This window comes from Mycobacterium sp. AT1 (assembly GCF_002043095.1).
Taxonomy (GTDB): domain Bacteria; phylum Actinomycetota; class Actinomycetes; order Mycobacteriales; family Mycobacteriaceae; genus Mycobacterium.
Genome location: NZ_MVOC01000002.1, coordinates 1 through 14,289, shown reverse-complemented (window position 1 = coordinate 14,289; position 14,289 = coordinate 1). Strand labels below are relative to the sequence as shown.

Genomic DNA, 14,289 nt, shown 5'->3' with positions numbered 1-14,289 from the left:
ACTGCGGTCGGGGGCGTGGTGTCGGGCCGGTGTTGCGTGGGTTAACGGTCGGCGGCGTCCGACATGTCTTCGAGGCCTTCGGTGAACCGCTCGAGTGCTGCCGCGAAGGCCGCCGCCTCCGCGGCTGGCCACCCGGACAAGACGTCGTCCATTGCCGAACTCAGCGCACGTCGCGTGGCCACGAGGGCGGTCGTGCCGGCCCGTGTCAGTGCAAGTCGAGTGGCGCGGGCGTCGCCGGGGTCGACCGTGCGATGAACCAATCCACTGGCTTCCAGCTTGCTGGCGTAGCGGGTGGTGGCGGAGCGGTCCACCCCGATGACGGAGGCGAGATGGGTGGCGGTCGTCGGGCCGAGACGCCCCAATCCGGACAGCACGGGGTACGTCGTCACGTCCAGTCCGTCGACGCCGTCGACGAGGCGCTGGTAGAGGTGCTGCCGGGTGCTGCGGAGCAACAGTCGGCCCAGCTGGTCGGCAACCCGGTCCCCGGGTGAAGCGGCGGTCACCACCCGAATTTTACGTGACTTCTGCACGCATCAGCGCTAACTTGGTATGCGTGCAAGATGCACACATATGACGAGGAGGCGACATGAGTGACACCACCCCCATCCGTCCAGAGGACGTGCTCGCCGACGGTGTGGAGGTGACGACGGTCGACGGACTCGACGTCCGCAAGGGCACCGTGGCCGCGTTCGTCGCCAACGCCAAGAAGCTCGCGCTGCTCGAGCCTGACGACGTCAACCGCGAACCACTCGAACGTCAGCTTCGAGCCCTGGCACCGGCACTTCGCGCCGTCGGGCTTCTCGACGTCTTCGCTCCGCGCTCGGCGGCCATCGCCGCGATCCTCGGCCAGGGCGAAGCCGGCGGCCGACGGTAGCGTGCATGGCCCGGGGTCGGACGAATCCTGACCCGCTAACGTCGTCGTCGATGTCCGACTTGCCGTTTCGTCAGTCCTGCCGCGGCCTCGTGCTGGCCGGTGGACGGATTCTCTTGGCCGAGCATCGGATTGGGTCCACGGCAACCGTGTGGGTCGGACCGGGCGGAGGGGTGGAGGCGGGTGAGAGCCACCTCGAGGCGTTGGCGCGCGAGCTGCACGAGGAGACCGGGCTGGTTGTCACCGATAGCCATGTCCCGCAGCTGGTTTGGGTACAGACCGCCGTGTTCCCCGAGATGCGCGCCAACGGCTACCAGGGTGTGGTCAACCACTACTTCCTGCTCCGCGTCAACCACTTCGAGCCGGCCAGTGGTGTCGCCGCGGGAGCCGCGGGTCATCCCGAACGGGAGGGCATCGTTCACCTGCAGTGGTGGACACTGGGTGAGATCGAGGCGGCGCGCGGCGTCGGGGTGAGGTTCTCGCCGAGGGCCCTGCCGGATCTTTTGGGGCCGCTCTTGCGCGACGGCGCACCACCGTCACCAATCTCGATTGGGCTCTAGGGCAGTCGGCGCGACGAGATCAACCCGTCTGTGAAGTCGCGACGCAGGAGGTCGACGACCGAGCGCCGCCGAAGTGGCGGACTGGTGGTGTGCGCGCGCTGCGCAACCCCTTCCAGAAGACCGGCCAGCGCTTCCCGTGCGGTCCACTTCGGCGTCTAATCGAGTTGCGCACGGGCACGAGAGCAGTCGAGCAACGGGGCAGATATCCGCGGCGCGACGACCGATACGAGGTGGCATGCAGTGTGGCACCCATCGCCGTCGCCGGGGCACCGCGCGCATCGGGTTGACCGACTACCCTTTACCTGCTGACTGCTGCGCCGCTGGACGGGCGGCCGTAAACCGGCCAACGCGGGGGTAGCCATGGTGAGTATGCGGTTGCTGGTGTATTCGAAGAGCGTCGAGGCATTCAACGGTTTCGTCCGGCAATGGTGGCGCGAGCCGGTGGACTACACCGCTCAGGTCGAGTACTTCGGCAAGCGTTCGATGGCGCGTGCCATTCAGACGCTGATCGGGTTCGGCACCGGCATGCACGGCATCGTCACGCTGACGGTGATCCTGCCGTTCGTCGGGACCCTCGCCTCTCACATCGTCGTGGCGTTGTTCGGGCTCTTGCAAATTGGCTGGGGACTGTGTTGGTGCTTCCGACCATGGCCGTCGCGCGCGACCTCGCTGGCATTTGCCGTGTCGGCGGACATCGGGATAGCCGCGATGGTGCAGGTCGACGCGAGCTGGCTGACGGGTCTGTTCGGGTTCAACGCGTTCGCGATGATCTCGGTGTACCTGATGTTCTTCGACGGACCAAAGGTCCTTGCCGGGCACGCGCTCTGGGTCATCCTGTCGTCCGCGGTGTTCGCGATGCAGATCAGCGAAAACACCGCCTTCCCCACCGTGTCGTTCACCTTGAGTACGGTCGCCGCGATCACGCCGGTGGTCTTCAGCCCGCTGGGCGTCCAACTGGGAATCTGGGCGATGCGGAAGGACGCGCACGAGTCGGTCACCGACCCGCTGACCGGTCTGCTCAACCGGCGCGGGCTGTCCCTTCACCTCGAGGATCTGCTGCGCAACACCCCGCCGGCGTGCACCGAGGTGGTCGTAGTGGTCGTCGACCTGGACCGCTTCAAGGACGTCAACGACACCTTTGGCCACCTCGTCGGTGACGAGGTCCTGATTCGCAGTGCGCGACGAATCAAGTCGGCGGTCCCCGGTAGCGCCCTGGTCGCCCGCGTGGGTGGCGAAGAATTCGTCGTCGTCGACCTCGCCGACCCTGGCGTCGAGGACCGGTGGGACTTCGACCGGATCAGGGAAGCCATCGCCGCACCTGCCCCGCAAGAGATCACCGCCAGCGTCGGGGTGACGAGCATCAGCCTGGCCACTTTCGCCGAGCCAGGGGCGAATTGCCTCGCGCTGATCGACGGCTGCATCGCGTCCGCCGACCGCGCGATGTTCGATGCAAAACGCAATGGCGGCAACACAACCATCATGTAGTGCGTTGGCCTTGCCCCTTTCACTATAAGGCGGGGTAGGGGGCTTGCGGCAAGACCCCCACGAGGCGGCAGAATCTCGCCGCAACGTCGTCGAGAGCGGGGAGTCGTCATGCCGAGTTCACCAAAACCCTTTGAACGACATGAGTCTGGTGCGTTCCTGCACGGCACCAAGGCAGCCCTCGAGATCGGTGATCTGCTGGTGCCGGGGCGCTACTCCAACTACGAGGAGGGGCGCGTCATGAACCACGTGTACGTGACCAAGACGCTGGATGCCGCGGTGTGGGGAGCGGAGTTCGCCAAGGGCGACGGCAGGGGTCGGATCTACCTCGTGGAACCCGAAGGCGCCGTCGAGGACGACCCGAACGTGACCGACAAGAAGTTGCCGGGCAATCCGACGCTCTCCTACCGCACCCGCGAACCCGTGCGGATCGTTGGCGAACTGACCGAGTGGCAGGGCCACACCGGGGAGCAACTCCAAGCCATGCGAGACGGCCTCGCCGATCTGAGGCGCCGCGGACTCGACGTGATCTACGACTAGCCACCTCGCGGCGCCTCGGGTCGGCGAATGCCTCCGGCCCGCGAAGAGCCTCGCTGCAGTCGCACCCGCTGCATCCGTCCACTCTCGCTACCATCGATGAGACTTAGGCAAGGCGACTCGGCGGGTGGGGGCACGTGACATGCGGTCGACGACGGTCCCGGCCGACGACGGAACCTTGCTGCACGTTGGCCTCACCGGGGTCGGTCCTGACGTCGTTGTGCTCTCCGGTGGCCCCGGGTGTGTCCACTACCTCGAGCACGACGATCTCGCGCCGCGGGGGATGCGGGCGTGGTACCCGGAGCCACGGGGAGTAGGACGCTCCGAGGGTGGGCCACACGACCTCGGTCAGGCCGTCGCCGACCTCGAGGCGGTGCGAAGGCATGCAGGAGTTGACGATTGGAGCGTCCTCGGCCACTCCTGGGGATCGGACCTCGCGGTGCGGTATGCGCTGGAGCATCCCGACCGGGTGAAATTGGTGGTCGGGATCGCCGGCCATGGATTGCACAAGGACCGCACGTGGTCGCAGGTGTACGAAGCGGCGCGGCATCTCGAGGACGACATCGTGATCGACTGGGTGCCAGCTGTTCACGCCGCACTCAACGACTCGTTCGTGCAGTGGATCCACCAGCCCGACCTGTTTCGGCGCCTCGCCGATTCCATCGTTCCCATGTCGTTCATCGCCGCGGAGAACGACATTCGCCCGTCGTGGCCGTTGCGACAACTCGCGGCCCTGGTGCCCGCCGGCAGGTTCGAGGAACTTTCGGGCGCCGACCACAACCTGTGGGCCACCGACCCGCACGTCTGGGTCGAGACCGTGACGCGGGCGTTGAGTAGCGCCCCCTACGGGGCGAGGTAGCCGCCGTCGACCACCAGCGACGTGCCGGTGACGTAGCTGGCTTCGTCACTGGCGAGAAAGAGTGCGGCGTAGGCGGTTTCGATAGCATTGCCCGGGCGGCCCAACACGGTGCCGGCGATCAGCGCGGCGTTGATCTCGGGTGCCTGGTGCTCGTTCATCGGGGACAGGATGTAGCCCGGGTGCAGCGAGTTGCAGCGCACCCCGTCCGGGCCGTGCGTCGCGGCAACGTTCTTGCTCACGTTCAGGATTGCGCCCTTGGCCGCCTGGTAGGCGTACGAATTGGGGACTCCGGCGAGTCCCCAGATCGACGACACGTTGACGATCGATCCCTTCTTCGCCGAAACCATGTGCGGCAGAACAGTCTTCATGCCGTAGAAGATGCTCTTGAGGTCGACGTCGAGGACGCGGTCGTAGATCTCGTCGGTCGTATCGAGGATCGGCTCGTACAGACAGATCGCCGCGTTGTTGATCAGGATGTCGATCCGGCCGTGCTCGGCGACGATTTGGCCGACCACCGTCTTCCACTGGTCGGATTTGGTCACGTCCATGGTGAGGAAGGTGACCTCGCTGGTGTCCGCGTCGGCGGCGTCCAGGACGTCGGCCGAGTACACGGCCGTGGCGTTTTCGCGGACGAAGAGTTCGGCCATCTCGCGGCCTTGCCCCCGCGAGGCGCCGGTGATGAGTGCAACCTTGTCGTCGAGTCGTCCCATGGAGCGTTCCTTTCGAGGTTGGTCGCCTAGGGGCGCGTCGTGACATCAGGGTCGCGGCGGGACGAGAGCGACGCTCGTGAGGCGAGCGGAACCTCATCCACTCGTCCTGGATTGTCGGATCGTATGACAATATGAGTGATTGAAACTCGTCGTCGGCAGTCTTGTCAACAGCCAATTTGGGTAACACCCAATCCCTTGCAGCATTTTGTATGACGGTCATATAGTCGGGTTGCGACGTCCCGTTGGAGAGCGTGCCGCTCGGTGAAACCAGAAGAGGCGAGGGAGTTTTCGTGAATGTAGGCTCGGATCCGATCAGCGTCTGGCAAGTCAAGTACGGCGAGCGGGTAGTCCGCCGCAGCGACGTCTTCAACGACTACGCCCAGTACGACCAGCCCGACGGCGACCTGAACATGGATTACAACTTCTGGGTGCTCAGGGCTGGAGACAAGACGATCCTCGTCGACACGGGCTATGACATTCCGGCTCGGGACTGGCTCGGCGAAATCAGCGTGACGCCGCCCGCCGTCGGCCTCGATCTCGTCGGCGTCGATCCGGCGACGGTCGACATGGTCATCACGTCCCACTTCCACTACGACCACATCGGCGAGCTTCGTCTGTTCCCGAACGCTCAGGTCGTCTCGGGTCAGCGCGAATACGACTACTGGTTCGGTAAGTGGGACGCCGACGCGTTGGAAGGCGAGTTCACCACTGCCGAGAACCTCGAACCCGTGCGCAAGGCGCGCGACGAGGGAAGGCTGCGCTTGATCTCCGAGGAGACGGAGGCCTTTCCTGGCATCACGGTCTATCCGATAGGCGGGCATTGTCCCGGGGAACTGCTCGTCCGCGTCGAGACGGCAGACGGAGGTCTGATCCTCGCCGTCGACGCCGCGCACTTCTACGAACAGATCGACAACGAGTGGCCCTTCTTCGCCTTCACCGATCTCGACGAGATGAAGCAGGGCCTTGCCTTCATCAACCGCCTCGCCGCCGAGACGGGTGCCACGGTGATACCTGGACACGACGCCCGAGTCAGGGACCTATATCCGGCCGCTCCGGGTCGTGCCGCCGCCGTCGCGAACGTGCTGGCCTGAGTCGCTCACACGTCACCAGGACCGCGACCGGCGCATAGTCTGAACCCCATGTCTGGCAACTCGCTCGCCGCGTCCTGGTCGGCCACCCCGATCGGTCGCACCGCCGCGCCCCTGCGCGAACAGGTCATAGCGACGCTGCGGCAGGCGATCATCGACTTTCATCTCGTGCCAGGCCAGCGGTTGGTCGAGCGCGAGCTCATCGAAAGCCTCGGTGTTTCGCGCACCACCGTCCGCGAAGCGCTGCGCGAACTCGCCTCCGAAGGGCTGGTGACAGTCGTCCCCCAGCGAGGCGCGATCGTGACCGTGCCGTCGCTGGACGACGCGGTGGATCTATACGAGGTGCGCGCTTCGCTCGAGTCGCTCGTCGTGCAACGGTTCGTCGAGCGGGCCGGCGACGACCAAGTGGCGCAGCTCGCGCGGGCGGTCGAGCAGTTCGCCGCGGTCGTGGAATCCGGTGCCGAGGTACGCGAGATACTCGCGGCGAAGAACGAGTTCTACGTCGTGCTCATCGCCGGAGCTGCCACGAATGCCGTGCAGCAGCTACTCGAGGCCATCCAGGCGCGGGTCCAGGTACTGCGCGCGACCTCGCTCGCCGAGCCGGGCCGCGCCCATGACGTCATCGCTGAGCTGAGGGCGATCGTCGCGGCCATCGCCGGCCGGGATGCGACGCGAGCCTCCGAGTTGATGGCCGCACACATTCGCACGGCAGCTCGTACCGCACTGTCGAGCCTCAAGGACAACGTCGTCTGACGAATGGCCGGTCCCGCGTGGCTGGCACTTCCAGGCCTTCCGCATCTTCGAATGAATTGAATGACTGTCATACAATCTTGGGGTAGTTTGGGTGACGCAGCTCATCACTGGAGATGGGCCACGAGGAGGTCGCTGAAGTGAACGCAACGACGACCGGGGCGCCGTCGAGTCGCACCCGCATTGCGATCGCCGTCGGCATCGGGAACTTCATGGAGTGGTTCGACTTCGCGGTGTACGGGTTCTTCGCCGCCATCATCGGCACGCTGTTCTTCCCACCGGACACGTCACCGTTCGTCGCGCTGCTGTCGTCACTGGCGGTGTTCGCGGTCGGCTTCGTCATGCGACCGCTCGGCGGATTCGTGCTCGGCCCGATCGGCGACAAGTACGGCCGCCGCGTGCAACTGTCCGTCTCCGTGGTGGCGATGGGTGTCGCGACGACGCTGATCGGCGCACTTCCCGACTTCGCGAGCATCGGCATCGCCGCGCCGTGTCTCCTGGTGCTGCTGCGATGCGTCCAAGGATTGTCGGCGGGAGGCGAGTGGACGGGTTCCGCCGCGTTCCTGGTCGAGTCGACGCCTGCCAATCGTCGCGGCATCTTCGCGAGCGTCGTGTCGGGCACCGCCGCGCTCGCGACGATCGTCGGCAGCCTCTTCGCCTTGCTTCTCAACAGCGTGTTGTCCGAAGAACAGGTTCTCAGCTGGGGATGGCGCGTGCCGTTCCTCTTGGCAGCGCCGCTGGCTCTCGTCGGCCTGTACATCAGGTCGCGTCTCTCGGAGACCCCGGTCTTCGAAAAGGTCAAGGCGCAACAGGCCGTTCGGGTAACAGATCGGCCCTCCGCATTCCGTGGCTTTCGACAGAATCTCAGGCCCATCCTCCTGACCCTCGCCATCGCGGCGGTGCAAGGGCTCGGGTTCTATTACCTCGCAACATATGTCGTCAACTACCTGATCTCGACCGTGAAACTCGACCGAGGCGCGGCACTGGGCCTCGCCGCGATCGGGCTGACCATCTACATGGTCCTGTGCCCCGTTGCGGGTGCGCTCTCGGACCGATACGGCCGCCGCAAGCTCAACATCATCGGCACGATCGGATACGTCGTGCTGCCGTTCCCTGTCTTCGCGATGATGTCGGGCGGTCAGAGCCTCGCCGTCGTCGCCGGAATCAGCATCCTGAGCGTCGCCCAGTGTCTCGTCAGCGTGACGACGGTCGTCATGCTCGTCGAGCTGTTCCCGGCCTCGACCCGCGCCTCGAGTAGCGCACTGGGTTTCAACTTTGCGTTGGCCTTCATCGCCGGACCCGGCCCGTTCATCGGCGCGTGGATCGCCGGAGCCACGGGCAGTTCCGTCGCACCCGCCGGATATCTCGTGTTGGTCGCGGCGCTCGCGCTGGTCGTCATCCTCAAATGGCTTCCCGAAACGGCGGGTCGGGACATCTCGACCGACGACCAGCCAGCCGATCAGACTGCCGGTGACGGCGCAAACACACTGCCCGCCAACCTGATCGGATCGAAGGGAGACGTGCAATGACCTCTGCCAACTACCGAGTCACGATCGTCAAGTACGGCGAGCGGACCACCCGCAAGTCGGACGTGTACCTGAACCACCACGTCTACGGCGAACGCGACGACCCGATCGGCATGGACTACTTCTTCTGGGTGCTGCAGAACGCCGATCGCACGATCATCGTGGACACCGGCTTCTCCAAGCATGGCGGAGAAGTTCGCAACCGCACCTTCGGGATTGATCCCGCCCGCGCCTACGCGGCGCTCGGGGTGCGCCCTGACGCTGCGCCGGACGTCATCGTCACGCACGCGCACTACGACCACATCGGCAACCTCGGTCTCTTTCCCACGTCGACGCTGGTGATCGCCAAACGTGAGCTCGACTTCTGGACCGGCCCGCTCGCCACTCGCAAACAGTTCCACTACTCGGTCGAGGACGACGAGATCGCATCCCTCGTCGCCGCAGACGAGGAAGGCCGCGTGCGCACCTACCAGGATTCACTCGAGTTGGCGCCGGGCGTCACCGTGCTCGAGTTAGGCGGGCACACACCAGGACTGAGCGTCGTGCTGGTCGACACGGACGAGGGCACCGTCCTCCTGGCCTCGGACTCCATGCACTACTACGAGGAGCTCGAGGCGGACATGCCCTTCGCGTTCGTCGCCGACCTTCCCGCGATGTACACCGGATTCGACACGATCACCGAGCTCGTGTCGTCCGGCCGGGTGGCTCACCTGGTGTCCGGCCACGACCCGAGCACGCTGTCGCGATTCACGCCCGTCACCGATGGCGAACTCGCGGGAATCGCCGCCACGATCGGATCACTCGCGTGACGCCGCAGAGTGCCACGCCGGGGCGATTCGCCGGTCGCGTCGCCGTCGTCACGGGCGCAGCATCTGGACTCGGACGCGCCTCGGCCGAACGCTTGGCCGACGACGGGGCCCACGTCATCGCGGTCGACGTCAACGGCGACGCCGCCGAAGCGCTGGTTGCCTCGCTGCCAACCGATTCCGTCTTCGTTCGTGCGGACGTCTCCGAGGAAGCGGGCGTCGACGCGTACATCGCGGCGGGCATGGAGACGTTCGGACGAATCGACCTGCATCACCTCAACGCCGGCATCTTCGGCAGTTTTGCCGAACTGCCCGACCTCACGCTCGACGACTTCGAACGCGTGATGGCCGTCAACGTCCGAGGACAGTTCCTTGGGCTTCGCGCCGCATTCCGCCTGTTCCGCCAGCACCACACCCGCGGAGCGATTGCGGTGACGGCATCCATTGCGGGACACACTGGTTCGGCTGACCTCTTGCCCTATCAGACCTCTAAGCACGCCGTCGTGGGCCTCATTCATGCGGCCGCCGTCTACGGCGGACCACTCGGCATCCGCGTCAACGGTGTCGCGCCAGGGATCGTTCCGACCGAGCTGTTCGCTGCGGCTGCCTCGACCTCTGGCGGAAAGAACGACATGGTGAAACGCGCATCGACGACGCCGCTGCGCAGGGAGGGCAGGGCCGCCGAGATTGCCAGTGTCGTGTCGTTCGTCCTGAGCGAGGACGCGGCGTACATGACCGGGGAGGTCATCTCGGTCGACGGCGGAGCTTCGATCGTGAACACGGTGCGGCCATCCGGCGGTGCCGGAGCTTGGGACGCGGGCGCGGTGGACGACGCCCTGTATTCGAAGGAGTGGGACCGATGACGGCACCGAGGATTGGGTTCATCGGCCTGGGAAACATGGGCGGCCGCATGACGGCGTGTCTGGTACGCGCCGGAGTCGACGTGCTGGGTTTCGACGCCCGCGAGGGCACCGCCGCAGAGCTTGGAGCCACCGCAGCGGCCACCGCGGCCGCGGTCGTCGCCGAAACCGACGTGGTGCTTCTCTCGCTGCCCGACAGCAAGGTGGTCGAGACCGTCGTGTACTCCGATCCCGCGTTCCTGCAGAACGTGCGACCGGGGCAGGTCATCGTCGACCTGTCGACGTCGGCACCCGAGTCGACCCGAAACATCGCGGCGGACGTCGCCTCGCGGGGCGCAAGCTACCTCGACGCGGGTATCTCCGGTGGCGCTGCGGCTGCCGAGAAGGGCACGCTCACCCTCATGGTCGGCGGTGACGTCGCCGCGTTGGAGGTCGCCCGTCCTGCGCTGGACCACTTCGCCGACAAGGTCTTTCACTGCGGGGAGAGCGGCGCGGGACACACGGTGAAGCTGCTGAACAACTTCCTCAACGCCGTCACGCTGTCGGCGACGGCGGAGGTCATGGTCGCGGCGAAGAAGGCCGGCCTGGACCTCAAGACCGTGCTCGACGTCGTCAACGCCAGCTCGGGTACGAGTTTCGCGAGCACGAACCGCTTCCCGAAGATCATCGAGGGCGACTACCTCAAGGGCGGCCTGACCAACACCCTCATGCTCAAGGACGTCACGCTCTATCTCGAACTGGTGGCAACGCTCGGCGTCGCGAGCCTCAGCGCACCGGGGCCCGTGGCCGCCTTCGGTCTTGCCCGACAGCTTGGCTACGCCGACGAGATCAGCAACACCGTCGTCGACGCAATCGGCGACGTCTCGGGCGGAATTCGACTGCACGACCCAAAGGGGGACGCTTCATGATCATCACACCAGCGCGATCACAAGCCGGGACCGCGGGAAAGTCAGGCTCCCAATTCACCGGCACGGCCTATCCCTACCTGACGATGCCGGCGACTGACGGCGTGACGATCAACACCGTCGACTTCACGCCAGGAGCCCGGACCCATTGGCACTCACACGAATCCGGTCAGATCCTCCAGGTTCTGGCCGGACGCGGTCTCATTCAGTCCGAGGGTGGGCCAGTGCACGTTCTGCGTGCCGGTGACACCGTATGGGCGCCTCCCGGCGAGCGGCACTGGCATGGCGCCGCACCCGACAGCTTCATGGTGCACACCGCGATCTCACTTGGCGTGACGGCCTGGGAAATACCGGTCACCGACGACGAATACGCAGCGGCACCCCTTACCGAGGAGAACGAACGATGACCATCGGCGGCACGCACGAGGAGAGCTACGAACGCGGGCTCGCGATTCGCAAGGAGGTACTCGGCGAGGCGCACGTGCAGAGGTCGCTCGACGCGGTCAGCGAGTTCTCCCGTCCGATACAGGAATTGGTGACCGAGTATTGCTGGGGCGAAGTCTGGTCACGCGAAGGCCTTGACCGACAGACTCGTTCGATGTTGAACCTCGCCATGCTGACCGCACTGAACCGCTCGCACGAACTCGGGGTGCACGTCCGTGGAGCGATGAACAACGGTGTCACGCCGACTCAGATTCAAGAGGTGCTCATCCAGGCCGCGGTCTACGTCGGTGCGCCCGCGGCGCTCGAATCGTTCCGAGTCGCGGAGCGGGTGTTGAAGGAGATGGGCGTCGATGTCTGACGTCGCGTCGTCTGACTCTCCAGAGCCGATTCCGACGATCGGCTTCATCGGGCTCGGCAAGATGGGCAGTCCGATGGCGCGACTACTGGTCGCCGCTGGACATCGCGTGCTCGGATTCGACCTGTCCGAGGAGGCGCTCGCCCAACTCGCCGAGGCGGGCGGCACAGCGGTGCACTCGGCAGGTGAGGCCGCGGTCGCCGACGTCGTCATCCTCATGCTGCCCGATTCGAACGTCGTCACCGCGGTCCTGCGTGACGCCGACGTGGTGTCGGCGCTCGCACCCGACAGCATCGTGGTCGACATGAGCTCCTCGGAGCCGTTGCGCACGCGCGAACTGGCTGCCGAGCTGGCCGAACGCGGCGTCCGTCTCGTCGACGCACCCGTTTCGGGTGGCGTGCGCGGAGCGGAGGCAGGCAAATTGACGATCATGGTCGGCGGCAACGGTGAGACGGTCGACCGGGTCGAGCCGGTGCTCGCCCTTCTCGGGCGGCCCGTCCGGTGCGGTGACGTCGGCGCCGGTCACGCCGTGAAGGCTCTCAACAACCTCATGTCGGCGACCCACCTATGGGTGACCAGCGAGGCGATGATCGCCGGTGAGAGGTTCGGTCTGGACCCCGAGGTCATGCTGTCGGTGTTCAACGGGTCGAGCGGGCGCAGCGGGTCCACTGAGAACAAGTGGCCAAACTTCATCCTGCCCGGTGGCTACGACTCCGGCTTTGGACTGCGACTCATGCTCAAGGACATGAGGATCGCCACCGACCTGGCCCGAGCGGTCAACGTCGAACCAGCCCTCGGCGACGGCGCCGTCGAGCTCTGGAGCCGCGCCGCCGAGGACCTGGAACCGGCCGCCGACCACACCGAGGTCGCCAGGTGGATTGCCTCGGCCTCTCCAACTCCCGACAACTGAGAATCCCCCGAAGACTCAAGGAGACAACATATGTCACTGACGACGCGCCAGCAGCAGGTCAAGGACGACTTCGTCCGCATCCGCGGTACGTGGAGCGACCTGTGGGAGAGCATTCTTCTCCTCGACGCGGACTTCCTCGAGGCCTACACGGGGTTCTCGTCGGTGCCGTGGCGGGACGGACACAACCACCTCGACGACAAGACGAAGGAGCTCGTGTTCATCGCGGTCGACGCGGCCGCGACGCACATGTACGCCCCCGGTGTGCGCCAACACATCCAGGCGGCGTTCGCCGCGGGCGCGACGCCGGCCGAGATCATGGAGGTCATCGAGCTGACCTCCACCCTCGGCATTCACGCGATGAACATCGGGGTGCCGATCCTGGTGCAGGTGCTCGTCGAGAAGGGCCTGCGCACCGGACCCGCACCGCTGGATGCCAATCAGGAACGCATCAAGGCCGAGTTCACTGCGAATCGTGGTTACTGGCACGCATTTTGGGATGAGATGCTCGAATTGGACCCCGACTTGTTCGAGTCCTACACCGCCTTCTCGAGCGTGCCGTGGAAGTCGGGAACGCTGTCGCCGAAGGTCAAGGAGCTCGTCTACATCGCCTTCGACACCGCGGCCACTCATCTGTATGTGCCCGGCCTCAAGCTGCACATCGAGAACGCGATCGGGTACGGCGCGACGGCCGGCGAGGTTCTCGAAGTGATGGAGATTGCGAGCGTGATCGGTATCCACGCCGCCACGATGGCCGTTCCGATCCTGCTCGAGGAAGCCCGGGAGGCGGGCCACCAGGTGGGCTGATGCCGGTGCCGGCCAGCGTTCCACCCCGCGCGGCGTCTACCGCGCTCGAAAGTGGTTGGCGGACAGCCAATCCAAAACCCGCGTGGTCAGTCAGGGGCCTGGTTCGGCGAGGAGTCGTTCGGGGTGGTGGAGGTAGTTGACGCGGGCTTGTCCGACGTCGATGGGTGGTGGGGGTATCCATTCGACGACGCCGCTACGGATCTGAACCGTCCAGCCTTGTTCGGCTAGGCGGTTGTCTCCGCCGCAGGCGAAGGTCACTTCGTCGATGTTGGTTTGGCCGTTTTTCTTGGCCCAGCCGTTGGTGTGGTGGACCTGGGTGCCGTAGCCGGGGACGGTGCAGCCGGGTTTGGTGCACCCGCGGTCGCGGGCGTGCAGCATGATCCGCTGCCCGACCGAGGCGAGGCGCTTGGTGCGGCCCAGGTAGAGGGCTTCGTTGGTGTGCTTGTCGAACACCGCCAAGTAGTGGTGCGCGTGGGAGGCCATCCGGATCACATCGGCCATCGGGAGCAGCGATCCGCCACCGGTGACACCGGACCCCCGGGCGGATTCGAGGTCTTGCAGGGTGGTGGTGACGATGACGGTGACGGGCAATCCGTTGTGCTGGCCTAATTCCCCGGAGGCCAGGGCAGATCGTCCGATGGCGATGAGCGCGTCGTGGTTGCGTTGTCCGACGGTGCGGTCGTCGGCGTCGATCTGCTCCTGGCTCGGCGTGCCCGAGGTGCGCGGATCACAGTCGGCGGGGTTGCACATGCCTGGTGCGCCGTATTTGGCGAGGATCGGTTCGACGATCGCCCGCGCCTCGGGATCGAGCAGTGCGGTCAG

General features: G+C 65.8%; 18 protein-coding genes. 15 read left to right on the top strand and 3 right to left on the bottom strand.

What is annotated here, in order from left to right:
- Positions 1 to 41: 41 nt before the first annotated feature.
- The gene (locus B1790_RS00285; RefSeq protein ID WP_079921136.1) at positions 42 to 503 is read right to left on the bottom strand and encodes a MarR family winged helix-turn-helix transcriptional regulator; all 462 of its coding nucleotides are present in this window, start codon (positions 501 to 503) and stop codon (positions 42 to 44) included.
- An 83-nt stretch (positions 504 to 586) separates the two neighbouring features.
- On the opposite strand from B1790_RS00285, the gene B1790_RS00280 reads away from it, so the two are divergent.
- The 5 genes from B1790_RS00280 to B1790_RS00260 all read left to right on the top strand — a co-directional run bounded on the left by B1790_RS00280 (position 587) and on the right by B1790_RS00260 (position 4,309).
- Positions 587 to 874: a hypothetical protein gene (locus tag B1790_RS00280; protein WP_079921135.1), complete on the top strand. Its 288-nt coding sequence runs from the start codon at positions 587 to 589 to the stop codon at positions 872 to 874.
- A gap of 50 nt (positions 875 to 924) precedes the next feature.
- Positions 925 to 1,431, top strand: coding sequence for an NUDIX domain-containing protein (locus tag B1790_RS00275; RefSeq protein WP_158083716.1), 507 nt, complete (start codon positions 925 to 927; stop codon positions 1,429 to 1,431).
- 360 nt (positions 1,432 to 1,791) lie between these two features.
- A complete protein-coding gene (locus B1790_RS00270) occupies positions 1,792 to 2,916 on the top strand; it encodes a GGDEF domain-containing protein (protein ID WP_233164857.1) in 1,125 nt (374 codons plus the stop codon).
- 108 nt (positions 2,917 to 3,024) lie between these two features.
- Entirely contained in the window at positions 3,025 to 3,453 is a 429-nt protein-coding gene (gene arr / locus B1790_RS00265; protein ID WP_079921132.1) for an NAD(+)--rifampin ADP-ribosyltransferase, read from the top strand.
- 124 nt (positions 3,454 to 3,577) lie between these two features.
- Positions 3,578 to 4,309, top strand: coding sequence for an alpha/beta fold hydrolase (locus tag B1790_RS00260; RefSeq protein ID WP_233164856.1), 732 nt, complete (start codon positions 3,578 to 3,580; stop codon positions 4,307 to 4,309).
- Here the strand turns inward: B1790_RS00260 and B1790_RS00255 are convergent.
- Entirely contained in the window at positions 4,294 to 5,019 is a 726-nt protein-coding gene (locus B1790_RS00255; protein WP_079921131.1) for an SDR family NAD(P)-dependent oxidoreductase, read from the bottom strand. The two genes, B1790_RS00260 and B1790_RS00255, sit on opposite strands and share 16 nt — an antisense overlap.
- 290 nt (positions 5,020 to 5,309) lie before the next feature.
- Here B1790_RS00255 and B1790_RS00250 point away from each other — a divergent pair, with 290 nt between their 5' ends.
- The 10 genes from B1790_RS00250 to B1790_RS34930 all read left to right on the top strand — a co-directional run bounded on the left by B1790_RS00250 (position 5,310) and on the right by B1790_RS34930 (position 13,467).
- Positions 5,310 to 6,110: an N-acyl homoserine lactonase family protein gene (locus B1790_RS00250; protein WP_079921130.1), complete on the top strand. Its 801-nt coding sequence runs from the start codon at positions 5,310 to 5,312 to the stop codon at positions 6,108 to 6,110.
- Positions 6,111 to 6,158: 48 nt separating this feature from the next.
- Entirely contained in the window at positions 6,159 to 6,860 is a 702-nt protein-coding gene (locus tag B1790_RS00245) for a GntR family transcriptional regulator (RefSeq protein ID WP_079921129.1), read from the top strand.
- Positions 6,861 to 6,997: 137 nt separating this feature from the next.
- On the top strand, positions 6,998 to 8,386 hold the full coding sequence (locus tag B1790_RS00240; RefSeq protein ID WP_233164855.1) for an MFS transporter: 1,389 nt from the start codon (positions 6,998 to 7,000) through the stop codon (positions 8,384 to 8,386).
- On the top strand, positions 8,383 to 9,192 hold the full coding sequence (locus B1790_RS00235; RefSeq protein WP_079921127.1) for an N-acyl homoserine lactonase family protein: 810 nt from the start codon (positions 8,383 to 8,385) through the stop codon (positions 9,190 to 9,192). The genes B1790_RS00240 and B1790_RS00235 overlap by 4 nt, the downstream gene beginning before the upstream one ends.
- The gene (locus B1790_RS00230) at positions 9,189 to 10,052 is read left to right on the top strand and encodes an SDR family NAD(P)-dependent oxidoreductase (RefSeq protein WP_079921126.1); all 864 of its coding nucleotides are present in this window, start codon (positions 9,189 to 9,191) and stop codon (positions 10,050 to 10,052) included. Before B1790_RS00235 ends, B1790_RS00230 begins: the two co-directional genes overlap by 4 nt.
- Positions 10,049 to 10,957, top strand: a complete 909-nt coding sequence (locus tag B1790_RS00225) for an NAD(P)-dependent oxidoreductase (RefSeq protein WP_079921298.1) — start codon at positions 10,049 to 10,051, stop codon at positions 10,955 to 10,957. Before B1790_RS00230 ends, B1790_RS00225 begins: the two co-directional genes overlap by 4 nt.
- A complete protein-coding gene (locus tag B1790_RS00220) occupies positions 10,954 to 11,361 on the top strand; it encodes a cupin domain-containing protein (RefSeq protein WP_079921125.1) in 408 nt (135 codons plus the stop codon). The genes B1790_RS00225 and B1790_RS00220 overlap by 4 nt, the downstream gene beginning before the upstream one ends.
- On the top strand, positions 11,358 to 11,756 hold the full coding sequence (locus B1790_RS00215) for a carboxymuconolactone decarboxylase family protein (protein ID WP_079921124.1): 399 nt from the start codon (positions 11,358 to 11,360) through the stop codon (positions 11,754 to 11,756). The genes B1790_RS00220 and B1790_RS00215 overlap by 4 nt, the downstream gene beginning before the upstream one ends.
- Entirely contained in the window at positions 11,749 to 12,663 is a 915-nt protein-coding gene (locus tag B1790_RS34935; RefSeq protein WP_198951867.1) for an NAD(P)-dependent oxidoreductase, read from the top strand. The genes B1790_RS00215 and B1790_RS34935 overlap by 8 nt, the downstream gene beginning before the upstream one ends.
- A 30-nt stretch (positions 12,664 to 12,693) precedes the next feature.
- Positions 12,694 to 13,467 (top strand): carboxymuconolactone decarboxylase family protein, encoded by a 774-nt coding sequence (locus tag B1790_RS34930; protein WP_198951866.1) that lies wholly within the window; start codon positions 12,694 to 12,696, stop codon positions 13,465 to 13,467.
- 90 nt (positions 13,468 to 13,557) lie between these two features.
- Here the strand turns inward: B1790_RS34930 and B1790_RS00205 are convergent.
- The coding region (locus tag B1790_RS00205; protein ID WP_142270937.1) for an HNH endonuclease signature motif containing protein at positions 13,558 to 14,289 on the bottom strand (732 nt) is incomplete at its 5' end.